The 24,090-nt window shown below is 64.9% G+C and carries 18 protein-coding genes and 3 tRNA genes; 4 read left to right on the top strand and 17 right to left on the bottom strand.

The features are described from left to right. Positions 1-14 precede the first annotated feature (14 nt). From rpoB to ACPDIT_RS11405, 14 genes are all read right to left on the bottom strand, one after another. The gene (gene rpoB / locus ACPDIT_RS11470; RefSeq protein ID WP_423443601.1) at positions 15-3,908 is read right to left on the bottom strand and encodes a DNA-directed RNA polymerase subunit beta; all 3,894 of its coding nucleotides are present in this window, start codon (positions 3,906-3,908) and stop codon (positions 15-17) included. Positions 3,909-4,129: 221 nt separating this feature from the next. Next, entirely contained in the window at positions 4,130-4,525 is a 396-nt protein-coding gene (rplL, locus tag ACPDIT_RS11465) for a 50S ribosomal protein L7/L12 (protein WP_423443599.1), read from the bottom strand. Between the two features lie 139 nt (positions 4,526-4,664). Continuing rightward, positions 4,665-5,192 carry a 50S ribosomal protein L10 gene (gene rplJ, locus ACPDIT_RS11460; RefSeq protein WP_423443597.1) on the bottom strand — a complete coding sequence of 176 codons (528 nt, stop codon included), beginning with the start codon at positions 5,190-5,192 and terminating at the stop codon, positions 4,665-4,667. 42 nt (positions 5,193-5,234) lie between these two features. Then, positions 5,235-5,942, bottom strand: a complete 708-nt coding sequence (rplA, locus tag ACPDIT_RS11455; protein ID WP_423443595.1) for a 50S ribosomal protein L1 — start codon at positions 5,940-5,942, stop codon at positions 5,235-5,237. A 55-nt stretch (positions 5,943-5,997) separates the two neighbouring features. After that, a complete protein-coding gene (gene rplK / locus ACPDIT_RS11450) occupies positions 5,998-6,423 on the bottom strand; it encodes a 50S ribosomal protein L11 (RefSeq protein WP_423443593.1) in 426 nt (141 codons plus the stop codon). Positions 6,424-6,502: 79 nt separating this feature from the next. After that, positions 6,503-7,057: a transcription termination/antitermination protein NusG gene (gene nusG / locus ACPDIT_RS11445; protein WP_423443591.1), complete on the bottom strand. Its 555-nt coding sequence runs from the start codon at positions 7,055-7,057 to the stop codon at positions 6,503-6,505. A gap of 13 nt (positions 7,058-7,070) precedes the next feature. Further along, on the bottom strand, positions 7,071-7,331 hold the full coding sequence (secE, locus tag ACPDIT_RS11440; protein WP_423443589.1) for a preprotein translocase subunit SecE: 261 nt from the start codon (positions 7,329-7,331) through the stop codon (positions 7,071-7,073). A gap of 10 nt (positions 7,332-7,341) precedes the next feature. Continuing rightward, positions 7,342-7,432: transfer RNA gene (locus ACPDIT_RS11435), tRNA-Ser, on the bottom strand. Positions 7,433-7,443: 11 nt separating this feature from the next. Next, positions 7,444-7,519, bottom strand: a tRNA-Trp gene (locus ACPDIT_RS11430). A gap of 78 nt (positions 7,520-7,597) precedes the next feature. Then, positions 7,598-8,803, bottom strand: coding sequence for an elongation factor Tu (tuf, locus tag ACPDIT_RS11425; RefSeq protein WP_423443587.1), 1,206 nt, complete (start codon positions 8,801-8,803; stop codon positions 7,598-7,600). A 48-nt stretch (positions 8,804-8,851) separates the two neighbouring features. Then, a tRNA-Thr gene (locus ACPDIT_RS11420) sits at positions 8,852-8,927 on the bottom strand. A gap of 824 nt (positions 8,928-9,751) precedes the next feature. Continuing rightward, complete coding sequence (locus tag ACPDIT_RS11415) at positions 9,752-11,185, bottom strand: ArnT family glycosyltransferase (RefSeq protein WP_423443585.1); 1,434 nt, start codon at positions 11,183-11,185, stop codon at positions 9,752-9,754. A gap of 95 nt (positions 11,186-11,280) precedes the next feature. Further along, positions 11,281-11,730, bottom strand: a complete 450-nt coding sequence (locus tag ACPDIT_RS11410) for a hypothetical protein (protein WP_423443583.1) — start codon at positions 11,728-11,730, stop codon at positions 11,281-11,283. Between the two features lie 79 nt (positions 11,731-11,809). Beyond that, entirely contained in the window at positions 11,810-12,934 is a 1,125-nt protein-coding gene (locus tag ACPDIT_RS11405; protein ID WP_423443581.1) for a hypothetical protein, read from the bottom strand. Between the two features lie 1,341 nt (positions 12,935-14,275). Between ACPDIT_RS11405 and ACPDIT_RS11400 the strand changes: the two genes are divergently transcribed. The 3 genes from ACPDIT_RS11400 (at position 14,276) to ACPDIT_RS11390 (ending at position 19,274) form a co-directional block, all read left to right on the top strand. Then, on the top strand, positions 14,276-15,118 hold the full coding sequence (locus ACPDIT_RS11400; RefSeq protein WP_423443580.1) for an ion transporter: 843 nt from the start codon (positions 14,276-14,278) through the stop codon (positions 15,116-15,118). 396 nt (positions 15,119-15,514) lie between these two features. After that, positions 15,515-16,624 (top strand): glycosyltransferase family 2 protein, encoded by a 1,110-nt coding sequence (locus ACPDIT_RS11395; RefSeq protein WP_423443578.1) that lies wholly within the window; start codon positions 15,515-15,517, stop codon positions 16,622-16,624. 61 nt (positions 16,625-16,685) lie between these two features. Continuing rightward, complete coding sequence (locus tag ACPDIT_RS11390; protein ID WP_423443824.1) at positions 16,686-19,274, top strand: DUF3656 domain-containing U32 family peptidase; 2,589 nt, start codon at positions 16,686-16,688, stop codon at positions 19,272-19,274. Positions 19,275-19,446: 172 nt separating this feature from the next. On the opposite strand, the gene ACPDIT_RS11385 is transcribed toward ACPDIT_RS11390, so the two are convergent. Genes ACPDIT_RS11385 through ACPDIT_RS11375 form a run of 3 tightly spaced genes read right to left on the bottom strand, consistent with a single transcriptional unit; the run spans position 19,447 to position 21,962 of the window. Next, a complete protein-coding gene (locus tag ACPDIT_RS11385; protein ID WP_423443577.1) occupies positions 19,447-19,803 on the bottom strand; it encodes a PLDc N-terminal domain-containing protein in 357 nt (118 codons plus the stop codon). Between the two features lie 3 nt (positions 19,804-19,806). Further along, positions 19,807-21,396, bottom strand: coding sequence for a flotillin family protein (locus ACPDIT_RS11380; protein WP_423443575.1), 1,590 nt, complete (start codon positions 21,394-21,396; stop codon positions 19,807-19,809). A gap of 11 nt (positions 21,397-21,407) precedes the next feature. Next, positions 21,408-21,962 (bottom strand): NfeD family protein, encoded by a 555-nt coding sequence (locus tag ACPDIT_RS11375; RefSeq protein WP_423443573.1) that lies wholly within the window; start codon positions 21,960-21,962, stop codon positions 21,408-21,410. Between the two features lie 614 nt (positions 21,963-22,576). Between ACPDIT_RS11375 and ACPDIT_RS11370 the strand changes: the two genes are divergently transcribed. Beyond that, a complete protein-coding gene (locus tag ACPDIT_RS11370; protein ID WP_423443571.1) occupies positions 22,577-23,935 on the top strand; it encodes a TolC family protein in 1,359 nt (452 codons plus the stop codon). Positions 23,936-24,090 lie beyond the last annotated feature (155 nt).

Raw genomic sequence — 24,090 nt, 5'->3', positions numbered from 1 at the left:
GCGAAACCGGACTTCTACAGGGTGCTCAGAAGCCGGGCCGGTTCGGGCGGGGCCTCGATCGGTCGGGCGATGCCCACCCGGACGTCGAGACCCAGGGCCTGCATCTCCTTCACCAGCACGTTGAAGGATTCGGGGATGCCGGCCTCCAGTACGTTGTCGCCCTTGACAATGCTTTCGTAAACGCGGGTACGCCCCTGCACGTCGTCAGACTTGACGGTGAGCAGTTCCTGCAGCGAGTAGGCCGCCCCGTAGGCTTCCATGGCCCAGACTTCCATTTCGCCGAACCGCTGGCCGCCGTACTGGGCCTTGCCCCCCAGCGGTTGCTGGGTGACCAGGGAGTACGGCCCCACGGCCCGGGCATGGATCTTGTCCGCCACCAAGTGGCCGAGCTTCATCATGTAGATGTAGCCGACGACGACCTCCTGGTCGAACGGCTCGCCCGTGCGGCCGTCGTACAGGATGGCCTTGCCGGCCTCGTTGACCAGAACCGGTTCGCCCGCGGCCTTTTGTTTTTCGCCGGCCTGGCGGAGGTATTCGCGGATTTCCTTTTCCTTGATGCCGTCGAAGACCGGGGTGGCGAATTTGAGGCCGAGTACCTTTGCGGCCCAGCCGAGGTGGGTCTCCAGGAGCTGCCCCACGTTCATGCGCGACGGGACGCCCAGGGGATTCAGCACGATGTCCACCGGGGTGCCGTCGGCCAGGAAGGGCATGTCTTCCTCGGGAACGATCTTGGCCACCACGCCCTTGTTGCCGTGACGGCCGGCCATTTTGTCGCCCACGGAGAGCTTCCGCTTGGAGGCGATGTACACTTTGACGGACTTGATGATGCCGGTGTCGAGGCCCTCGCCGGACTCGAGCCGCTCGAGTTCCTCGTCGTACTGCATCTGCAGGTCGTCGAACTTCTTTTTGTAGGCGCCGATGATCTCGTTGATCTTGTTGCGGATGGGCGAGGGATCGATCTCGATGCGATCATACACCTGCGCCAGTTTCCGCAACAGGGTCTTGGTGATCTTGCGGTTGGCCGGGATGATGATTTCGCCGGTCTCGCTGTTGACGACATCCAAGGGGATTTTCTCGCCCAGGAGGATGTTGCTCAGCGCCTCGGTAAGCTGCTCTTTCAGCTCCTCGTGCTTTTGCTTGTACTCCTCCTCGATCTGCTTGGCCTGTTTGCGGCTGTCCTCCACGGGGGTCTCCTTCTCCGGATCCTTCTTGGAGGAGACCTTCACGTCCATCACAATCCCGTAGGTCCCGGAGGGAACCCGCAGCGAGGTGTCTTTGACGTCGGCCGCCTTTTCCCCAAAGATGGCCCGGAGCAGACGCTCCTCCGGCGCCAGTTCCGTCTCGGATTTGGGCGTGATCTTGCCCACCAGGATGTCACCCGGCCGCACTTCGGCGCCGATGCGGATCACGCCATCCGGCCCCAGGTTCTTGAGGGCGTCCTCGCCGACGTTGGGAATGTCGCGCGTGATCTCTTCCGGACCCAGCTTGGTGTCGCGGGCGCTCACCTCGAATTCCTCGATGTGAATGGAGGTGAAGATGTCCTCCTTCACAATCCGGGAGCTGATGAGGATGGCGTCCTCAAAGTTGTAGCCGTTCCAGGGCATGAAGGCAACCAGCACGTTGCGCCCCAGCGCCAGTTCGCCGTTGCACGTGCACGGACCGTCGGCCAGCACCTGCCCCTTCTTCACCGGGTCGCCCACCCGAACCAGGATCTTCTGGTTGATGCAGGTGGCGGCATTGGACCGCATGAACTTGCGGATGGGATAGATCCAGATGCCCTTCTCGGGATCGTGACGGAGTTTGCGCTTGCCCTCCGGCAGGGTGCCGTCCCGGGTGACGATGATCTGATTGCCGGAAACGGCGGCAACCCGGCCGGATTCCTGGGCGACGACCACGGCATGGGAGTCGCGGGCAACGCGCTCCTCCATGCCGGTGGCCACCAGCGGGGCCTCGGTCACGATCAGCGGCACCGCCTGGCGCTGCATGTTCGAGCCCATCAGGGCGCGGTTGGCGTCGTCGTGCTCCAGGAACGGAATCAGACTGGCCGCCACCGAGACCAGCTGCTTGGGCGACACGTCCATGTAATCGACCCGCTCGGGCTCCACGTCCACGAACTCGCCGCGGGCGCGGCACAGGACGCGTTCCTGCAGGAAGCGGCCCTTCTCGTCGATCGGCGTGTTGGCCTGCGCAATGAGGAACTGCTCCTCACGATCGGCCGTGAGATACTCGATCTTGTCGGTGACGCGGCCCTTCTCGACCTTCCGATAGGGGGTTTCGAGGAAGCCGAACTCGTTGACGCGGGCAAAGGTGGCCAGCGAGGCGATGAGCCCGATGTTGGGGCCTTCCGGCGTTTCGATGGGGCAAATCCGGCCGTAGTGCGACGGGTGCACGTCCCGCACCTCGAAGCCGGCGCGATCCCGGGACAGTCCGCCCGGGCCCAGCGCCGAAAGACGCCGCTTGTGCGTCAGCTCGGCCAGCGGATTGATCTGGTCCATGAACTGACTGAGCTGGCTGCGGCCGAAGAAATCGCGGATCACCGCCGAGAGCGCCTTGGGGTTGATCAGCTTCTGGGGCGTCATGGGTTCGACCGTCTGGTCGAACAAGGTCATGCGCTCCTTGACCAGCCGCTCGGTCCGCGAGAGCCCCACCCGGCACTGGTTGGCCAGCAACTCGCCCACCGTGCGCACCCGGCGACTCCCCAGGTGATCAATGTCGTCCAGGGTGCCGTCGCCCTTGCGCAGCCGGAGCAGGTACTTGGTGGCAGCCACCAGGTCTTCCTTGGTGAGGATGCGCACGTCGCCGGTCTTGAGGCCGAGCTTCTGGTTGATCTTGTAGCGACCCACGCGGCCCAGATCGTAGCGCTTGGGATCGAAGAACAGGCGCTTGATCAGGGCGCGGGCGTTCGCCGGAGTGGGCGGGTCCCCGGGCCGCAGCCGCCGGTAGATATCCTTGAGCGCCTCCTCCTCGTTTCGTGCCGGGTCCTTCTTGAGGCATTTGATGATAATGGCGTCGTCCACGGAGGTGTCGACCACCCGGATGCGCTGGACTCCCAGCTCGGCAATTTGCTTCAGGACGGCCTTGGACAGCGGTTCGAAGGCGCGGGCCACGATGAGATTGTTGGCCGGATCGACCACGTCGTTGACCAGGACCAGGTTGGCCAGGTCGTCGCGTTTCTCGGCCTCTTTGACGCTCAGTTCCTGGATGGTGTAAAACAGGCGCAGGATCTCCTCGTCGGTGCCCCGCGTTTTCTCGGCCCCGTCCCTGCCCTTGGCGGGCTCGGCATCCAGAAAGCTGATGGCACGGAAGAAGGTGGTGATGAGGAACTTGCGACGCCGCTTCTTGCGGTCGAGGTACACGTAGAGCAGATCGTTGGTGTCGAACTGGGCCTCGTACCAGGAGCCGCGGTCCGGAATGATGCGGTAGGAGTGCAGGGTCTTGCCGTTGGGATGTTGCGTGGCCTCGAAAGCCAGCCCCGGGGACCGGTGCAACTGGCTGACCACGACCCGTTCGGCGCCATTGATGACAAAGGAGCCCTGGGGCGTCATGAGCGGGATTTCGCCCATGAAGACCTTTTCTTCCTTGACGCTCTTGTTCTCCTCGCGCAGGCGGAAGGTCACGTAGAGCGGAGCCCCGTAGGTGAGGCCCTCCCGCAGGGCCTCCAGCCAGTCCATCTTGGGTTCGCCGATCTCGTACGATTCAAAGTCCAGGACGAACTTGCCGTCGTAGCTTTCGATGGGGAAGATCTCCTTGAACACGGCCTGCAATCCCACCGGCTTGCGCTTGTGGGGCGGCACGTCCTTCTGCAGGAACTCCTCGTAGGAGGTGATCTGCAGTTCAATGAGATTGGGCGGCGCGATCACTTCCCGGATCTTGCCGCAGTAAATACGTTCAGTCGCTCGTGATGGCATGATCGATCTTCCGCATGCTCCCGGTCCGGCACCCTGGAGACCGGGGTCCCACACCCGCACTACAAGTCGATTCCGACCGCGGGACCCTGACCGCCCGCGGCAAAACCGCTCCTCCCGCGCCCCTGCTCGAGGGCAGGGGACGGGGCGTCGGGCCCGGCAACCGTTGCCGGGCCAGGGCGGCGGCCCCGCGGGCCACCGCCCGCCCTTGGAATGCCGAAAGGTTACTTGAGTTCGACCTTGGCACCCGCTTCTTCCAGTTTCTTTTTGGCCGCCTCGGCCTCTTCCTTGGAGACGCCCTCCAGCACGGGCTTCGGGGCACCTTCCACCAGGGCCTTGGCGTCGGCCAGGCCCAGTCCGGCCTTGATCTCCCGGACGGCCTTGATGACCGGGATTTTCTTGTCCGCCGGCAGGGAGACCAGGACCACGTCGAAGGTGGTTTTGGCTTCCGCCGCCGGGGCCGCTGCAGCACCCGCGGCCGCCGCGGCCGGCGCTGCGGCCACCGCCACCGGCGCCGCTGCGCTCACCCCCCACTTCTCCTCCAGTTTTTTGACCAGCTCGGCGGCCTCAAGGACCGTCAGTTTGCTCAGTTCTTCAACCAGGTTTGCGATGTCAGCCATGGTTCCTCTCTCCTCGTCGCCACCCGTGGCCACAGGTGATTTCAGTTCACGGCCTGTGAACCGACGAGCGATGATGGTTCATACTTGCGTTTTGTTTCGAGCCCGGGCGGTTGTTCCCGCCCGGGAAATCCGCTCATCCTCATGAAGCGGAGGCGCCGCCTTCCTTGTCGATGCGGGCTTGCAGGACCCGCGCCAGCTGGGCGGCCGGCGTCTGGAGCAGGCGCGCCAAACGGGCCGCGGGAGCCTGTAACACGCCCAGCAATTGGGCCCGCAGGACCTCCAGCGGAGGCAACTCGGCCAGCTGCTCGATTTGAGCGGCCTCCAGCGCTTGATTGCCCAGATATCCGAAGCGAAGCTTCGGTTTGTCGAACTCGGCGGCGAAGGTCTTCAGCACCTTGGCCGCGGCGCAAATGTCCTGGCGACCGGTCACCACCGCCAATTGCCCCGTGAGTCGCGGCCCCAAATCGCCCAAACCGGCCTCGCGGGCGGCAATGCGGAAGATGGTGTTTTTGACGACGTGCAGCTCGGCCTGGGCCTTCGCCAGCCTCCGGCGCAATTCGGTCATCGCCGCCACATTCAGGCCGGTGTAATTGACCACGATGAAGTACGGGGAACCCTGCAACCGCTGCAGGTATTCCTGGGTGAGAGCTTGTTTTTCCGGGCGCATAGGGATGAGGTGCGTTGGGAGTTTTGGGCCTGGCGTTTCCTCCTAGACAGCGATGCCCAGTTCCTTGAGATCCAGCCGCACGGAGGGGCTCATGGTCGTGCTCAGCGCGCAACTGTGGAGGTACCGGCCGCGCAGACTGGCCGGCCGCGCCTTGACCACCGCGTCGATGACGGCCCTGGCGTTCTCCTCGATCTGTTCCGGCGTGAAACTGATTTTGCCGATGGCCACATGCAGGTTGCCCGTCTTGTCCACCTTGAACTCCACGCGGCCGGCTTTGACCTCGCGCACCGCCCGGGCGGTGTCATCGGTGACGGTGCCGGTTTTGGGATTGGGCATCAAACCGCGCGGGCCCAGCACCTTGCCCAGTTTGCGGACCTCGGTCATCGCCTCCGGAGTGGCAATGGCAACGTCGAACTCCGTCCAGCCCTCCTGACACTTCTTGATCAGGTCCTCGAACCCCACGTAGTCGGCGCCGGCCGCCCGGGCGGCATCGGCCGCCGGACCCGGCTTGGCAAAGACCAGCACGCGGATCTTCTTGCCCGTGCCGTGCGGCAGTGGGACGGTACCGCGCACCATCTGGTCCGATTGCTTGGGATCCACGCCCAGGCGGAAAGCCATCTCCACGGTCTCATCGAACCGTGCCCGCGGAAAGCGTTTCAACAGGTCAATGGCCGCCTTCAGCGGGTAGGTCTTCTTCGGATCCACCAGTTCCAGCGCCTTCAGATAACGTTTGCTCGGTTTCCGTGCCATGGTCATGGGATGCGGTCATGACGGACGCAGAGCGTCCTGCCGCACAGTTCAGGGTTCAGCCGACAATTTCGATGCCCATGCTGCGGGCCGTGCCGGCAATCATCCGGAACGCCGCCTCTTCCGAGTTGGCGTTCAAATCCTTGGCCTTGAGTTTGACGATTTCCATGATCTGTTGCCGGGTCACCTTGCCCACGTTTTCCTTGTTCGGGGCCTTGGAGCCGACGGCAATGCCGGCCGCCTTCTTCAACAGGGCCGAGGCCGGGGGCGATTTGGTGATGAACTTGAACGATTTGTCCTGGAAGACCGTGATGATGACCGGGATGATCATGCCGGCCTGGTCCTTGGTGGCGGCGTTGAACTCCTTGCAAAAGGCCATGATGTTCACGCCGTGCTGACCCAGGGCCGGTCCGACCGGCGGGGCGGGATTGGCCTGCCCGGCCGGAATCTGCAATTTGATGACTGCGGTGACCTTCTTTGCCATGCGTGTGCTCCCAATCTTGCGCCGACCTCTGTCCGGATGGACCTGCTCGGGCGCATCCGCCCCGGGGTCGGCCCGATTCTCAGGCCTTCTCGACCTGCCAGTACTCCAGTTCCACCGGCGTATTGCGGCCGAAGATGTTGACCACCACCTTCAGCTTGCCGCGCTCCGGCTCGATCTCCTGGATGACGCCGCTAAAGTTCAGGAACGGACCGTTGTTGATCTTGACGGTTTCGCCCACCTCGAAGTTGACCTTGGGACGCTCGGTTTCTTCCGAGGCGGAAATCTGGGCCTTGATCTGCTCGACCTCTTCGTCCGGGGTGGCCTCGGGCCGGTCCCCGCTTTCGCTGGCGAATCCCAGGACTCCCTGGGTCTCTTTGATGAAGTAGTAGGGCCGCGGCAACAGCTGGTCCTGATCATCGAACAGGACCATCCGGACGAAGACGTAGCCGGGCCAGAGTTTGCGCATCGAAACGGTTTTCTTCTGGTTGCGGACCTCGACCACCCGTTCCATGGGGACCAGCACCTCATGGATGTAGTCGGTCAATTCCTCGGTCTTGGCCCGCTTTTCGATGCTTTCCTTGACCTTCTGTTCCTGGCCGGCCAGCGTGTGCAGGATGTACCACCGGGGTCGCATGGAGTCCTCGGGCTCAGCCCATGATGTGACGGGCGAACAACGCAAACACAAAATCCACGGCCGCGGTAAACAGCCCCAGCAACAACGTGGCCACGGCCACCACCAAGGTCGAGCCCTTCAGCTCGTCCCACGTGGGCCAGGTGCACTTGCGCAGCTCTTCCCGCGTCTCGCGAATGTACGTGGCCAGTCGGGCGATGTAGCCGAGGTACCACAGCACCCCGAACACCGCCCCCAGGACGGCCAACCAGATCAAGGTTTTGGTCAATTCACTCACGTCTCAGCCCTGGCGGAGAGGGAGGGATTCGAACCCCCGTCGGGCTTGCGGCCCGAAGCGGTTTTCAAGACCGCCGCATTCAACCACTCTGCCACCTCTCCGGGAAATCGGTTGGCAGGGCGGGAGGGACTCGAACCCCCAACCAACGGTTTTGGAGACCGCTACTCTACCAATTGAGCTACCGCCCTGCACTCCGGCGCGGTGACGGCCCACCGGAAGCGTTCCCCACCGGGAACCGGCCGGGGGACGCCCGTGACCCGACCGCTTCATTCGATGATCTCGGTCACGCGGCCGGCGCCGATGGTGCGGCCCCCTTCCCGAATGGCAAAGCGCTGGCCGCGCTCCATGGCAATCGGCGCAATGACCTTGACCTCCAAATTCACATTATCGCCGGGCATCACCATTTCAACCTTCTCGCCCGTCAGCGAACGGATGTCCCGCACGTCGCCGGTCACGTCGGTCGTCCGGAAGTAAAACTGCGGCCGATAGTTCACGAAGAACGGCGTGTGCCGACCGCCCTCCTCCTTCGACAAGACGTAGACCTCGGCCCGGAAGTGCGTGTGGGGCGTGATGGAACCGGGCTTGGCCAGGACCATGCCGCGCTCGACCTCGTCCTTCTTGATGCCCCGCAGCAGCACGCCGACGTTGTCGCCGGCCTGGGCGCGGTCCAGAATCTTCCGGAACATCTCGATGTCGGTGGCCACCGTCTTGCGGGTCTCGCGCAAGCCGACGATCTCCACCTCGTTCATGCGCTCCAACACCCCGCGCTCCACACGGCCGGTCACCACGGTCCCGCGACCTTCGATGTTGAACACGTCCTCAATGCTCATCAGGAACGGCTTGTCCACCTCGCGGGTCGGCAGCGGGATGAACTCGTCAATGGCGTTGAGCAGTTCCTGAATGGACTTCTCGCCCTCCGGATCCCCGGCCAGGGCCTTCTTCGCACTGCCGCGGATGATCGGGGTCTTGTCGCCCGGGAAGCCGTACTTGGTCAGCAGATCCCGCAGCTCCATCTCCACCAGATCGAGCAGCTCGGGGTCGTCCACCAAATCCACCTTGTTCAGGTACACCACGATGGACGGCACACCGACCTGACGGGCCAGCAGAATGTGCTCCCGGGTCTGCGGCATCGGACCCTCGGCCGCGTCCACCACCAGAATCGCCCCGTCCATCTGCGCCGCACCGGTGATCATGTTCTTGATGTAGTCGGCATGCCCCGGGCAGTCCACGTGCGCGTAGTGCCGCTTGTCGCTCTCGTATTCCACGTGCGAAACCGCGATCGTCACCGTCTTGGTCTCGTCACGCACGGTGCCGCCCTTGGTGATTTCCGCATAGGTCTTCACCTGGGCCAGGCCCTTGCGCGCCTGCACGGCCACGATCGCAGCCGTCAGAGTGGACTTGCCATGGTCAATGTGACCGATCGTGCCGACGTTCACGTGCGGCTTGGTTCGCTGAAATTGCTCTTTAGCCATTGCGCTTGTTCCGTTGATTTGAGTCGTTGCCGTTGTTTCGACGAAAGCTGGAGCCCATGACCAGGATTGAACTGGTGACCTCGTCCTTACCAAGGACGCGCTCTACCGACTGAGCTACATGGGCTTCCGACCCAAGGTCTTCGCCGATGCCGGTCCGGGCTGCAAAAAACGACAATAACCCGCCGCCCCCGACCCGTCCCTGCACGGGCCCAAAGGGGCTGGCAAGCAGCTTCAGTCTTTTGCGGCCCTTTGACCAAGGCGGGAAACTACAAAGACCCCGCCCCCATGTCAACTGGCTTTTTGCAGGGCTTTCCCGCTGAAGCACCGCAGCGGGAACAACCCAAAATGCACCTTGAGTATTGCGCTTCGAGTATATTGGCGGCCGTCGAGAATGCAAGCCCCCTCCGGTCAAGCCGCGCGCCTCCCACAAGGCGGCCGAACACGCCCCGCCGCCCGCTCCCAAGATCGAGGTCTCGTTTCGAACTTCCAGCGGGCGGTCCAAGCCACAAGCAATCCCGTCTCCAGCGTCCCCGTACCGTGGTCCGTGGTGCCTTGCCCGGATCCACCGCTTCCCAAGATCTGGCGAACCCTCGCGGCGCCTGCGCGGCCTCGCATCCCTTTTTACGGCGCCTTTCTGGCAACCAACGCCTTTATGCGCCCGCACTCCAAGACAACCTTTTCCCGGCAAAGCGAGCCCGGCTTCGTGCCTACCTGCAACCTCTGGGCAATTGACCACACTGATGCAATCAGTTGACCGGTACGGCAATTTTTCCGACGGCTTGCACGCCATTCCCCCACCCCCGCAGCGCCGGCCCCGCTTCATTCCCCTGCAAAGGGCGGTCGATTCAGCCGCGCCTCAAGGGAGTGCGTCCATGCTCCCGCCCCGGGCAAGTCGCTTGGCACGGCGCCCCACACTCCCGGGCAGGTCGTCCAAAGGAGAGAAAGAATTCAGGTGGCCGGCGGGAGGGCACCTCCGCGATTCCCAGGGCCAGGCTGAAGCCGCCGCCACAGCTGCGAGACACCTCGCCGAGTCACCATCTCGTAGCGGTTCGTCAACCAGCTCACGAACACCGGTTCCACCAGCTCCACATTCTCTTCCAGGATCAGCCATTCGACCTCGTAAGCGTCCAGGTACTCTGTGATTTGCGACCAGGTGATCTGTCCGCTCCAGAACCGCTTGCGTGGCACGATCAAAAGCTCCGGCGGCGGCAGCATCCGGCAGTGCGCCAGCTCCGGATAATGATGGGGCGCAGCATAACACCAACGGCCTTTCTGCGGAGCCTCCTGCAAGTGCCGCAAAAGCACTGGATCCAGGCGACTTTCCGGCAAGCCCCTCGAGCCCCACAGGGTGTACGGCACCGCGGCGCCGAAACCAACCCAAAGGGCCCCCAATGACGAAAGGACCAGGATCGACCAACCGACCCCGAAGCTGCGCAGTCGACCCAAACCCATGCCCGGCGACGCGCTTCCGGCGGGTTGGGGCGGTTCAGTCCACCAATCCCGCAGAACGCGGGCGGCCTGGGCGGCCGCCAATGCCCCCAGCACGGTCAAGGGGACCGCGAAGTGGTGTTCGTAATACGGCCACCAGGGATACGCCACCGCCTTGAACACGAACGCGCCAAGCCACGCGCCCACTGCAAACATGCCCACCGGCGGCCAGCCCAGGCGCATTACCGTCCACAATCCAAAAACCCCCGAGGCCAACATGACCGGATGCGAAGTTCCCAAGAGCGGGACCGGATACCTTTCGAAGGTTGGATCGGTCATGGCACCGGCCCGCGCCGCCCAGTGCGATCCCAGCAACCACTCCCAACGAAAGGACGGCGAAATCCACGCCAGCGCCGCGAAGGCTGCGCCCCAGCCGAGGAGCCAGGGCCCCAACAACTGCAGCGACTTCCGCCACCCGTAAAGCCGCAGAACCAGCAGGGCCAAACCCGGCGCCACCACCGCCGCGGTGAATTTGATGTGCAGGGCTGCTGCCATGACGGCGCCCGAGATCACCGCCCGGCCCCAACCCGGGGGACCGTTCGCACGGGCCAGCAATCCTGCGGAGACCACCGCCCACGCCAATGCGGGCGGCTCCAACACGGCGCTCACGCTCATGGGCAAGGTCCAATAACTGCCTGCCCAGAGCAGCGCCCCGAACGCCAAACCCGCAAAGCCCAGGTGACTTCTCCCCATCCAGGCCACCGCCGCCCACATGGCCCCTACTGACAACACCGTAAACAACCGAGGGATCCACGGTCCTTCCCCGAACCACCGACACAACGCCGCGTTGAGGAGAGTGTGCAACCAGGGTTGATCGTTCCAAACGCGATGGAGCAAATCCGGGTGCTGCAGGGCGTAGTGGATCTTCCCCAGCTCCCACCCGTCGTCAACCACAACCCTCCAAGAGTTCCAGCAGGCCGCGTACGCGGCCCCGAGGACCGCAAGGATTACCAAGGGCCCCCCTCTTACGGCGCCCTGTCCGTTCCCGCTCATTCACCCGTCCGAGCCGAACGCCAGCTCAACACCCCCACCAGGAAAAACCACGTCGCCAAAGCCGTCCGCCACTCCTCCTCCTGCTCCCGCAACCAACTGATCCACGAGCGCAGGCCGGCCAGGCACGGACAGGGAACGCCGCCGGGTGTTTCCAGGAACTGCCAGGCCAGAAAGCCTGCGCCCACGGCGCTCAGCACCAGGCTTCCGGCCGGGTTCGGCAGGACCAGCACCAGAGCGCCCGCGACGAGTTCCCCCGCCCCCTGCCACCGCGCCCAGCGCTCCCACTGGGCCACGGAATCCGACGACAGCTGCAATTGCTCCCCCTCACCCCGTCCCACCCCCACCAGTTTGGCGGCGCCCAACAACAGCAAAACCAGCGCAGCCAGTACGAGCACCGGTCGCACCGCCCTGCCACCCGATTGCGCAACTTTTGCCGCTTCGTCCATGAAACCAACTTGTCGTCAGGCTTGCGCCGAAGGGGCCGCCCTCTTTTGCCTGCGCGGTCCCCTGGCGATTCCCGCCGCCTCAGGTGCCGTGCTTCCGGGCCCACCAACGTTTTCCGGTGCCCCAGAACACCATGGCCACCCCCACTCCCAAGACTCCCACCAGGATCCAACGCCGCCAATTCTGCCATGGCATCAGGTCCGGCAGGGGCTCCTCGGGCCCGAAGTCCCCGCCCGGCCCAAAGCCGCGAGCGATGATTTGATGCGTGACTCCGTTGGAAGTAATCGAGAACCGATCCAAGGGCTCGGTCCGTTTTCGAAACATCTCCGGGAAATACCCATCCGGCGCCGACGGATCCAACCCGAATTCAATCTTGTCCAGATAGTTCGTATGTCGCAGGAGCCCTTCTCGGAAGTCCACCTCTTCCACCACGTACTGCCATGGGAGAAACGATCGCTCCGAAAGATACGTATACGTGACGCGAAACACGTTCGAGGATCCCTCCCGCCATCGCACGGCCTCGCAGACCAGTTCCAGTGGCCGCCCTCGCTCATCCCAGCGAGTGATTCGTCCCTTGCCCCCGGGATGCGCGAGAACCCCCTCCACGGGTTCCACCTCGAATTCGACTTCGTTCCGCCATCGCAGCGGTCCCCAGCCCAGCGGATCCAACCCCAACCGCAAGTCACCCAGCAACTTGGCGTCCATGAAAGCTCTCATTACGTGATATTCTCCCTGCCCCCCAGCCGTGTTCGTGCGGAATGACACGTGCAGGGCTTTGTGATCCTCGAACAAGGCCCAGTAATAGTCACGATTGCGGCCTTCGATCAGTTCCAGTCCGGGGAGCACGGGCTTGAACCCCACCTTGCCACCCCGGAGGAGCACGATGTGCCCCTTCTCGGTCCCGAACCACCGGCAGTACCAACCCTCCGGTTGCCAGGCGGCCTCGAAGCGTTCCAACAAGAAAATTCGGGGCAGGTAGATGGCCGGCTTGTCCAGCGTGTCAGAAACCGCGTGCCGAATCCACGACCGGGATCGCCGGTAGCTCACGTACTTCACCCATGGGGTCTGGGCCAAATAGTTCCGGAAGGCGGTCCCGGGATCCGTTTCCGAAAAAGGGTGCCCGTCCGTCTCTGCAGCAAACAGCCAGCACGCCTCGAGTCCGGTCACCGCGACCAACATCCAGCAAACTCCCTGCGTCCGTTTCATGGCCGCCATGCCTCCGTTTTGGTCCGACGTCCTGTCACCCGCCCCTAAAAAGCATAGAGCGGCTCGGCGCTGCGGGTCGAGCCAGACCACCCCGCCATCCGCTGCCGCTCGCGCAACCCTCGGGCGGTCATTTGGTGAGGCCGGCTCCGCGCGACCCCACCGGCCAGGCCCCGGAGCTCTTTAGCTCCACTCCCGGCAACCCTCTCTGCCCGAATACCTGCTTGACCGCGTGGACCCCTGGCGTCCCTCCCCCAGCTCGCACTCTCTGGACCGGTACAGCAAACGCCCGCCACCCTGCCCGTCGGGGCGGCAATACCCAACCCCTGGCCGACCCGCCCTCATCAGCCCTTGGGCGGCTGCCATTCCGCCCGCCGCCCTGCCGGCCGGGCGTTCCCGACCTGGGCAGTGCTGCAAGGCGCCGCTCCGCCAGCGAATCGTTGTCAAGTGGCTCCTGTTATGGATTCTGGCATCTGTCACCGGTCACGTATGCCACTGTGTACGCACCGCGATAGTCCTGCACGCTCGGGCACCAGTACGCGCAGCCCAGCGCCCCCGTGGTGAAAAAGGATGTCCACCCCCAACTTCCTGGTGGCGCGGTGCGGACGAACGGGTAGTTAGGCGTGTGTTCGGCCAGGGTGCATGTCTCACCTCCGAAAATGGCCGTGGGTGGGCAGTCTCTCAAGTACGGCATGTAGCAAGCGACCGCTGTAGCTGCGCCGAACACCCAGGCGGCAAGTACAGCCGCCGGGGTGTGAATGAATCGAGCCAGGCTCCATGGGCTTGTGCGAACTCTCATGGGCGTTTTCATGCCCCTACTAAAGCCAAAAAAAAAAAAAAAAGTTGTCAAGAGCCCATGAAGGTGCCGGCGCCCCTTCGGCCTGCGGCAGGGCAGAACGGAACGAGGTCGACCCGAGTTGCAGGGCGCTCGAAGAACCGTCCCCAACGGGCCGCAGGCAAACGTTTCGCGTTGTTATGCCGAGACCGATCCCTCCCTGTGAAGCAGGCACATCGAGGACGACACCAAGAACCTCCCAACGCCACCACCAAACGACGCCCTTCTCCCGAGAAACAGCGAAAGCCCCGTCCAAACCAATGGATCTCCTGTCAGGGTCTTCAGGGTCGGCGGCTCCCACCGCGGGAGAAACCCCGGGCAATGGCACGGAAATACTTGCGTACCGTGGCAAGGGCCCCATGTTAGCGCCGCGCTCCGGCCAAACCGCGGGCAACCCTTGCTGCGGTTCGGAGAAACGGCCGATGCAGACAGTTTCGCAGCAGGGCAGGCATGACCGGGCAAAAGCCCCGGAACGCGGAGGAAAACCGGAGGGGAAAGGTGGTGAAGACATGAGCGACCTGGATTTGCAACGACTCGAGCGGCGTCCCGGCGTGGCGCCCTGGCGCCTTGCGCTGGCGCAGAAAGTGGAATCGGCTCCGGCCCAGTGGACGATCACGGCGCTGATCGTGATCAATGCCGTGGTGCTGGGTTTGGAAACCAGCGCCCGCGTGCGTGAACTTTGGGGACCGTGGCTGGTCGCGGTGGACCGCGCCTGCCTGACGGCGTTTGTGATCGAGTTGACGCTCAAATTGGCGGTGTATCGCGGGCTTTTCTGGCGCAATCCGTGGAACTGGTTCGACGCACTCGTTGTGGGCATTGCTCTGGTTCCCCAGGCCGGGGCCTGGTCGGTGCTCCGGTCGCTCCGTGTCCTGCGGGTGCTGCGGCTGTTGACCGTGGTACCGCAGTTGCGAAAGGTGGTGGCGGCCTTCCTGCATGCCATTCCGGGGCTGTTGGGGGTGATCGCCGTCATGGCGATTTTCTTCTATACCGCCGGCGTGCTGGCCACCACGCTCTTCGGCGGCACGCATCCCCAATGGTTCGGCACGCTGGGCAAGAGCCTCTACACGTTGTTCCAGATCATGACGCTGGAGAGCTGGTCCATGGGGATCGTGCGGCCCGTCATGGAGAGCCACCCCTGGGCCTGGGCGTTTTTTGTGCCGTTCATCGTGGTGGCCACCTTTACCATCCTGAACCTGTTCATCGGGATCATCGTCTCGACCATGCAGGAGCTGGCCACGCTGCCGGATCCGTCCCAGCCCACGGAGGAGATCAAGGCGATTCTGGCGCGGGTGGAAGCGGATCTGAAAACCGTGCGACGGGAAGTGGAGCGCTGGCAACTGACACCGGAGTGACCCGACCGCCGCGGCACGGGAGCCCTGCGGAACGGGCGGAGGGAAGGGGTTTCCGAGGGGGATCCGCAACTGCCGGCGCCGGCTGCCGACGGTACCTGATTCGGGCCTGCGGTGGCGATCCGGAAGCACCGGGCGGTCGCGTTCTACACACGCGTTCCGACTTTTTGACCTTGAGTCCCTTGTTTGGCTTCGGAAAGAACCGATGTTCGCATTCCGATGACCCGGGTCGGTCGGTCCCCTGCGCCGCGGCACGGGACCGGCCATAGCAGGCGACCGGTGGCGGCGGCACGGGGCCAGGGCTCACGGAGTTTTGAGAAAAGGAATCGCGCTCGGGCGGGCCGGGAGGCACAGTAAGGCAGCCGTCCATCGGGACAGTCCGGGAGAAGGTCGACCGTTGTGGAGCGGGTGTCCGTGATCATGCCGGTGCGGAACGAGGCCGCCTCGATCGAGTCGGCCGTGACATCGGTTTTACAGCAGGACTGGCCGCCCGAGGCGCTGGAGATTTGCGTGGTGGATGGAAGGTCCACGGACGGCACGCGGGAAAAAATCATGGCCCTGGCGCGCCGCGACGCCCGGGTCCGACTGCTGGACAATCCCCGCTGCATCATTCCCGCGGCGTTGAATCTGGGCCTGCGCGCGGCCCGGGGGCCCTGGATCGCACGGCTGGACGGACACGGTTCGTGGCCCCCGAATTATTTGCGCGAATGCACGGGCTGGTTGGAGCGAACATCCGGCCTGGCGGTGGCGGGCGGGGCCTGGGATTGCGTCGGCCATGGCTGGCTGGGCTCGGCGATTGCGCGTGTCGTCAGTTCACCGCTGGGCATCGGCAATGCCCGGTACCGCACCGTGCCCTCCCAGGAACCGGCCCGGGCCGTGGACAGTGTCCCGTTTTGGGTGGCGCGCCGCGAGGTCTTCGAGCACGTCGGTCTGTTCCGCGAAGATTTCCCGTGCCACGAGGACTACGAATTCAACTACCGACTGCGACGGGCCGGGGGACAGGTATGGCTTTTGCCCTGGGTGCGTGCCCGTTACCGGGTCCGGCCCACGCTGGGCCGGCTGGCGCGGCAATACCTCCGCTACGGCCATTGGAAGGGGCGGTTTCTGGCCACGGCACCGGGGTCGGTGCAGCCGCGCCATGTCATCCCGCCACTATGGGTGGCGATTAGCCTGGTTCTGGCCGGGGCCGCCGCGGCCGGGCCTGGTGGCCGTCCGATGGCGGCGGGGTGGGCGGCGCTCTACGGCGCCTACGTGGCAGCCGCCTCGGTTCGGCTGACGTGCGGCCGAAAGCCGGCGGACTGGGACCTTCGCAGTGTGGCGGTGTTGCCGGTGGTGCTGTTGCTGGTTCATGCCTGTTGGGGGCTGGGCGTCTGGAGCGGTTTGTTGCGGGGCCCGGTGCGGGGGGCGCCCCCGGGATGGCCGGGCTCGAGCACGGAGCCGGCCCGACTGGAAACGGGCTCCGGGGCGACCGCCGACTCCAGCAGCGGTGACCGGGCGACTTGCCACTGACAGCGGCCCGGCGCAGTCTTTTTCGATGGTCGCGACCATGATGTCCGCATTGTCCCCGGTCATGAAAGCCGCAGGGTCCGGGCGACACCCCGGGCGGCGTCCGCCGTGGCTGCCCGAGTTGCTGGCGCCGGCGGGCGATTGGGATTGCGTGCGCGCCGCGGTGGAGAACGGCGCGGACGCCGTCTATTTCGGCCTGCAACGTTTCAACGCGCGGATGCGGGCGCGAAACTTCCGGGTCGAGGAACTGCCGGCACTGATGGAGTGGTTGCACCTGCGCGGGGTTCGGGGCTACGTCACCTTCAACACCCTCGTGTTCGAGGAGGAACTGCCCGAAGCGGAGGTGCAGCTGCGGGCGATGATGGCCGCCGGGGTGGACGCGGTAATTGTGCAGGACGTGGGCGTGGCCCGGCTGGTGCGCATGCTTTCAACGGATTTTCCGATGCACGCGTCCACGCAAATGACGGTGACGAGTGCGGCCGGGGTGCGACTGGCTCGCGAGCTGGGCTGTCAACTGGTGGTGCTGGCGCGGGAGTGTTCGGTGGCGGACATCGAGCGGATCCAGGCGGAGTTACGGGCCCACGGAGGCGCCGGCGGGGTGCCGCTGGAGGTGTTTGTGCACGGGGCGTTGTGTGTGGCCTATTCGGGGCAATGTTTGACCAGCGAGTCGCTCGGCCAACGCTCGGCCAACCGGGGCGAGTGCGCCCAGGCCTGTCGGTTGCCCTACCAACTGCTGGCCGACGGTCAGCCGGTGGACCTGGGGGATCGGCAGTATCTCTTGAGCCCGCAGGATCTCATGGGGCTGGAGCTGCTCCCCCAACTGGTGCGGGCCGGCGTGGCGTCATTGAAAATCGAAGGGCGCCTGAAGTCGGCAGAATACGTGGCCAATGTCACGGGCGCCTATCGCGAGGCTCTGGATCGACTGGCCGAACTGGCGGAGCAGCCGGAGGCGTTGCCCGACACGTGGCCCGTTTCGCCCGAGACACGCTATCAGCTCGAGATGGCCTTCTCGCGAGGGCTCTACACGGGCTGGCTGCGCGGCATCGACAACCAGGCGCTCGTCCATGGGCGGTTCGGAAAAAAACGCGGGGTGTACCTGGGTGAGGTCGTGCGTGTGGAACGGGAGGCGGTCATCCTCCGCCAATCGGGCCCGATTCGACCGGGCGACGGCGTGGTCTTCGACGCCGGGCAACCCGAGCTGCGCGAAGAGGGGGGCCGCGTGTATGCCATCGAGCCGGTCAAGGCAGCAGACCCGCAGCTCGGTCTGATCCGGCTTCGGTTCGGGCCGGGAACCATTCGCTGGCAACGGGTGCGCGCGGGGCAAAAGGTTTGGAAGACCGACGATCCGGCCCTGGACCGGTTCTGGCGCGAGACCTACGCAGGGCCCGCGCCCCGATACCTCCGACCCTTGCGCATGCAGGTGGCGGGCCGGGCAGGCGAGCCGCTGCGCCTGCGCGTCGAAGACGAACTCGGACATCGCGTTGAATTGGCGTCGGCGATCCCGCTCGTGCTGGCCCGGCAGCATCCCCTGACCGTGGAGCGGCTTCAGGAACAATTGGGTCGCCTGGGCGGTACGCCGTTTTACCTGGCAGAGTTGGAAAGCACGCTGGAGGGGGATCTTTTGCTGCCCTGGAGCGAGCTGAACCGGTTGCGGCGGCAGGCCGTCGAGGAGCTGGAACGGCGCCGTCGTCAGCCGCCCCGGTGGACCGTGCGAGCCGAACCCGTGGTGGCCCCGGCCAGTCAACGGCCGGCTCCGGAGGTTGATCGTGCCCGATCGGTCAACCGGCCGCCGGAGGACGCGGCGACGTTGCTCGTTTTGGTGCGGTCGCTGGCCCAGCTCGAGGCCGCCCTGGCCCGGGGCGTTGGCACGATCTACTGCGAGCTGGAGAACCCCAAACAGTATCGGATCGCCGTCGAAGCAGTGCGAAACCACAACGCCTCGCACGCTTGTTCCGCAACCCTCTGGGTGGCCGGGCCACGAATCACGAAGCCGGGAGAGGAATGGATTCTGCGTCAGGTGGCCTCCTGCGGGGCCGACGGTTTTCTGGTGCGCAACCCGGATCAATTGGCGTGGTTCGCCGGACAATGCTGCGTGGGAGATTACACGCTCAACGTGGCCAACCACCTGGCCGCGGAATATTTCCTTGAAAAATTCGGATTGGAACGGCTGACGGCCAGCTACGACCTGGACGCCCGCCAGTTGGCGGCCCTGGCCCGCGTGTTGCCCCCCGGACGCCTGGAAGTCACGATTCACCAACACATGCCCATGTTTCACATGGAGCACTGCGTGTTCTGCGCGTTCCTCTCCACCGGCCGGGATTACCGGGATTGCGGACGGCCGTGCGAGCGTCATGAGGTCCGATTGCGGGACCGAGTGGGCATGGCGCATCCGGTGAAGGCCGATGCGGGATGTCGCAACACGGTGTTCAACGCGCGCGCCCAAACCGGTGCCGAATTCGTCGATCTGTTGAAGGAGGTCGGCGTGCGCCATTTCCGGGTGGAGTTCCTCGATGAGGGACCGGAGGAGGTGCACCGCACCCTCACGCGATACCAGCAACTATTGCGCGGGGAGATTCGCGGAGAAGAGCTCTGGCGGGAACTGCGGCTGGTCCATCAGCTCGGTGTGACTCGCGGAACCTTGCTGCGGCACTGACCTCAAAAAGCCCTTCTGCGCTCCGTGCCTTCACCTCAGGCGGTCGGGTACTCCATCGCCGCGTGCAGCGGGAGGCTTGGAACGTGCCGGCCACGCCCCCCTCAGCATGCTCGTCCGCCGGGCTGTCCGGCTCCCGACGCACCGGAACGGCGAGTCTGCCGGGCGGCCGTGTTCAAGCGGAGGCTGACCCGGTCACGGCCGGCGGGACCGAAGCCGACGAGGGCGGGGATGCTCCCGGAGGCGGTGCAGGCACAGTTGGAGGCGGACTTCCGGCTGGCGGGACAGCTTTGGCCTTGGGCCGGCCCAGGAAGAAATACAGCAGCGCTCCCAGGGCGTGGGTGAGACAAACCACCACCACCCAGGCGATGCGTTCGCCATCGGTCAGTCCCTTGTTTCGCAGGGCGTGGATCAACATCCACAGCCAAAAGGCGAACAACAACACTCCCAGCAGCAGGAAGAAACCCCACGCCAGGAACAGGACAAGCTCGGCTGCTCCGAGCGCGATTTGGGCGAGGAACATGGGATTCATAGGTTACGAGCCAGGTTGTGCAGGGGTGGCCTGCGGTTGATTGGTTGACGTCGATCCGGTGGTCGGCCCGGCCGGGGACGGCGCGGAGGCTTCCCGCAGGACCGGGACCTGTTGGAGCAGTTTCTCCAGCTTGATGCCGGTGAGGCTTTCGACGACGGGCGGCAGCTGGCTGAGGATCTGGGTGACGTCGCTGGTCAGCTTGCTGGCGCCGCCGCCGGGGCCGGGCCCGGCATTGATGATCACGATTTTCTCGGTCTTGCTGAGCGGCTCGCTGATCTTCGCCGCCAGCTCGGGCAGGCCTTTCATGATCAGGTCGATCACGGCGGCCTGGTTGTATTGGCGGAAGGCTTCGGCCTTCAGACGCATGGCCTCGGCCTGGGCGCGGCCCTGGGCCTCGATGACCTCGGCTTCGGCCAGACCGCGGGCCTTGTTGGCCTCGGCCTCCGCTCGACCAGTGGCCTGAATGACCTCGGCCTGGGCCAGACCCGTGGCCTTGGTGGCGGCGGCCTGACCCGCAGCCTCGGTTTCCAACTGATACTTGCGCGCATTGGCCAGGGTTTCGACACGGTACCGTTCCGCGTCGGCCGGCCGCTGCACCGTGGCTTCCAGTTCGCGTTGTTTGCGTTTGATCTCCTGTTCTTGCAGCTCGATCTGCTTTTGTTTCTCGACGATCTGGACCTGAACCTCCTCGGCCTTGACCAACTGACCGGTTTTGAACTTCTGCAGGTCGTAGGCCAGGTCCGCCTCCGCCCGCTTGCGGTTGACGTCCGCCTGGAACTCGGCCACGCGCATCTGATAATCGCGCTGGGCCTCGGCGATTTTGGTTTCGGCGGCGAACTTGGCCTCCTGGCCGGCCTGCTGGGCCTGCGCACTGCGGATCATGGCGTCGCGATCCGCCTCGGCCTGGGCAATGACGGCGTCGCGTTTGACCTGGGCAATGCGCGGTTTGCCCAGAGCGTCCAGATAGCCCTGGTTGTCGCGAATGTCGCGGATGGTGAAGCTGACGATGCCCAGGCCCATGTTGGCCATGTCGCCGGCGGCCACTTCCTGCACCTTGGCCGCAAAGGCGTCGCGGTTCTGGTAGATGTCTTCCACCGTCATCGTGCCCAGGATGGCACGCAGATGTCCTTCGAGCGTTTGGGTGGCGATGTTCTTGATCTCGTCGACGCCCTTGCTGAGGAACTGTTCGGCAGCCGTGGCGATGGAGATGTCGTCGCCCTTGACCTTGATTTGGGCCACGCCGTCCACTTTGACGGGGACGCCCTTGACCGTGTAAACCTCCGGCGTGACCACGTCGATGGTCATGAGTTCGAGCTTCAGAACATCGACTTTTTCCAGCACGGGCCACACGAAGACGCCGCCGCCCTTGACGATGCGATAGCCCACTTCGCGCACCGTGCCGTCCGGATCCACCACCTTGCGTTTGCGGCCGGATATGATCAGCACTTCGTTGGGTCCCACCTTGGTGTAACGGCGGGCCCAAATGGCCAGGAACAGGAAGAAGACCACCAGGACGGCGCCCACGCCGATGATCACGGTGGACCATCGAGCGTCCACAGCCATCCACAGTCCGGGCAGGGGCAACGATTCCATGCGAGGATTCCTCAGGAGATGGGCTCGACGTAAAACAGGGTACCGACCATGCGGGTGATCCGCACCGGCCGACCGGCGGGGATGGGCACACCGCCCTCGGATCGAGCCGGGGCAGAATAGCGCGTGTTGGCGATGACATAGGCAATCTCGCCCACGCCATCCGCCGGAATGGGGGTGATCACCGAAGCGGTCGAACCGATGACCTGCGCGACGCGCGCCTCGCTGGAGGCCTGCGTCCTGCGGAACATCGCATTGAAAAACCAGAAGGTTAACCCGGCAATCACCCCGCCCGAGGCGGCCGCCAGCGGCGCGCTCACCCACACGCTGCTGGTGGCGTCAATCCGCGAAAAGATCAGTCCCGCCGCGCCAAAGGCCGTCACAAAACTCGCCAGCACGGTCGGGCTGAAAAAGGACACCCCGGGCAGGCCACTGTCGGAAAACCCCGCCTCGGCATGCCCGCCCGTGCCCACTTCCCCGTCCCCGCCGAAGATGTGACCGAAGATCGCGCTGAGGATCGAGAACATCAGCCCCAGGACCAGGCAGGCGCCGTAGATCCATGTGTCCATACGATCGGCTGTGCTCCGCAGTTCAAGGGGCAGTTAACGCCGACCCCTTCACTCTGGCAAGTGCGAAAGGGCCTGGCCATGAAGAATGGGGCATTCCCTTTCGACAGCTCCGGATTCAGGGATCCCAATGAAAATGTCCCTCTTCTCCCGGCTTTCCCGTCTCGGGGACGCCCGACATTTCGCCCGGCATTCAGGCTGCCCAGAACCAAAGCGCGCCTGGGCGGAACCTCTTGCGGCCTTCGCAGCGAGCCCCCAAGGGCGTGGCTCAGTCGGGTTGACCAGCCCGGCGCACCGGCCGCAACGAACGGAACTCGATCGGCCCGTGCGGCGCAGGTCCCACTGGCCGCGCCCATCGGCGCCGGCCCGTCTGGGCCCGACTTCGCCGTTTCCTCCAAACCCGCCTCATGGACCTGGCGTCCGCGTCGTCCGGGGGCTGCTCCCCGCGTTTTGCCCTCCGCGCGTTCGCCGCGGCTGATCCCGGCCGGGCGGTGCATCACCACACAGTCCGGCATTGGACCTTGCCCCGGAGGAGCACCCGGGCCCAACCTGCCTCGCAAAACGTAACCGCTTGCCGCGTCGCGGCTCAGCGTAGCTGTCAGAAAACAGGGACTCGTATGAAAGCACTTTGCAGGTTGTTGGGTGCGGTCGGGTGGCTTGTGACGGTTGCCGGATACACCGCGCCGGGAGATCCGGGGCAATGGCCCACACAACCGTTGACCCTGGCGGATGCGTTGAATCTTGCCTTGGAGCAAAATGCCGAGGTGCGCAAGGCGCGCCAGGACCTGGAAGCGGCCACCGGGGTGGCCATCCAAACACGGGCCGTGGTCATCCCCAAGCTTCAGGCCACGGCCCAATACACGGCACGCGACGCCGGGGGTGTGGAACAGTTTCCCGTGGTCGGCCTGCCCATTCAAATCCCCAACGAGGCCTGGTCGGCCGGTGTGCGCCTGGTGCAGAGCGTTTATGAGGGCGGTCGACTCCGCTCGGCGTGGCGCTCTGCCCGGCTCACCGAGCAACAAGCCCGGGCCGCCTATGATACCGCAGTGGCCGACACGGTACTGGCGGTGCGCACCGCGTACGCTGATGTGTTGCTGGCAGCGGAGATGGTCCGGGTCCATCAAGCCTCCGTGGAGTTGCTGGAGGAGGAACTGCGACAGACCCGGCAACGATTCGAGGCCGGCACCGTGCCGCGGTTCAATGTGCTGCGGGCGGAAGTGGAACTCGCGAATGCCCGGCCCCGACTGAGCCGGGCCCGAAACAGCCTGCGCATTGCCAAACAAAACCTGGCGCACCTGCTGGGCTTCGACGTCCCCGCCGGATTCTCCGAAGATCTGCCGTTGGAACTGGCGGATCGCCTGGAGCCTCCCCCCGGCCTGCCGGAGCTGAACGCAGCCCTCCGACAGGCCCTGGAACATCGCAGCGAGCTGGCCGTGTTGCGTCATGCCGAGGCACTGCAGGCCGAATCGGTCCGCCAGGCCCGGGCCGCCTTCAAGCCCGCGCTGGAACTGTTCGCCGGCTATGATGCCCACAGCCCCAACTTCCGGGACGAGCTCGATCGGGTCATCGATGGATGGGTCGTGGGGGCGCAAATGCGATGGAACCTGTTCGACGGGGGGCTTTCCCGCGGCAAACTTGTCGAGGCCCGCGCCCGCCAGGCGCGCGCGCAAGTCGAGATCGAAGACGCGCAGCGTCGCATCGAACTGGAGGTTCGCACCGCCTATTCGCGGCTGGTGGAGGCTCGCGAAGTCCTGCAGTCCACCCTCAAGGTCCAGGAACAAGCCGAGGAAGCCCTGCGCCTGGCCCAAGCACGGGCCTCTGCGGGAACGGGCACCCAACTCGATGTGCTGAGTGCACAGACCGCCCTGACCGAAGCCCGATCCATTCACGCCCAGGCCCTTCGCGACTTCGTGGTGGCCCAGGCCCGGTTCGAACGCGCCATCGGACAGCCCCGTGACGTGGAAACAAACCCATGAAACCGCGGCTCGCCGCAGGGCCGAGATCCCTGCCCGCGGCCTCCACGCACGCGGGACATGGCGTTCGAGTTCGCCCCCTTCGAGATCTCGAGACCCGGCAAGCTCGCGTGGGCTCGACCTCCGGGCTCGATGGCGCCGAACCTGTGGGCAACGGT

Origin of the sequence: Limisphaera sp. VF-2 (assembly GCF_049537125.1) — a bacterium.
Taxonomy (GTDB): domain Bacteria; phylum Verrucomicrobiota; class Verrucomicrobiia; order Limisphaerales; family Limisphaeraceae; genus Limisphaera.
The sequence above is the reverse complement of the archived record's forward strand: the minus strand, read 5'-3'. Positions and strand labels throughout refer to the sequence as shown.

Coding starts and splice junctions, on each gene's coding strand:
- rpoB (WP_423443601.1), bottom strand. CDS start 3,908: ATGCCATCACGAGCGACTGAACGTATTTACTGCGGCAAGATCCGGGAA.
- rplL (WP_423443599.1), bottom strand. CDS start 4,525: ATGGCTGACATCGCAAACCTGGTTGAAGAACTGAGCAAACTGACGGTC.
- rplJ (WP_423443597.1), bottom strand. CDS start 5,192: ATGCGCCCGGAAAAACAAGCTCTCACCCAGGAATACCTGCAGCGGTTG.
- rplA (WP_423443595.1), bottom strand. CDS start 5,942: ATGGCACGGAAACCGAGCAAACGTTATCTGAAGGCGCTGGAACTGGTG.
- rplK (WP_423443593.1), bottom strand. CDS start 6,423: ATGGCAAAGAAGGTCACCGCAGTCATCAAATTGCAGATTCCGGCCGGG.
- nusG (WP_423443591.1), bottom strand. CDS start 7,057: ATGCGACCCCGGTGGTACATCCTGCACACGCTGGCCGGCCAGGAACAG.
- tuf (WP_423443587.1), bottom strand. CDS start 8,803: ATGGCTAAAGAGCAATTTCAGCGAACCAAGCCGCACGTGAACGTCGGC.
- ACPDIT_RS11410 (WP_423443583.1), bottom strand. CDS start 11,730: ATGGACGAAGCGGCAAAAGTTGCGCAATCGGGTGGCAGGGCGGTGCGA.
- ACPDIT_RS11405 (WP_423443581.1), bottom strand. CDS start 12,934: ATGAAACGGACGCAGGGAGTTTGCTGGATGTTGGTCGCGGTGACCGGA.
- ACPDIT_RS11400 (WP_423443580.1), top strand. CDS start 14,276: ATGAGCGACCTGGATTTGCAACGACTCGAGCGGCGTCCCGGCGTGGCG.
- ACPDIT_RS11390 (WP_423443824.1), top strand. CDS start 16,686: ATGAAAGCCGCAGGGTCCGGGCGACACCCCGGGCGGCGTCCGCCGTGG.
- ACPDIT_RS11385 (WP_423443577.1), bottom strand. CDS start 19,803: ATGAATCCCATGTTCCTCGCCCAAATCGCGCTCGGAGCAGCCGAGCTT.
- ACPDIT_RS11380 (WP_423443575.1), bottom strand. CDS start 21,396: ATGGAATCGTTGCCCCTGCCCGGACTGTGGATGGCTGTGGACGCTCGA.
- ACPDIT_RS11375 (WP_423443573.1), bottom strand. CDS start 21,962: ATGGACACATGGATCTACGGCGCCTGCCTGGTCCTGGGGCTGATGTTC.
- ACPDIT_RS11370 (WP_423443571.1), top strand. CDS start 22,577: ATGAAAGCACTTTGCAGGTTGTTGGGTGCGGTCGGGTGGCTTGTGACG.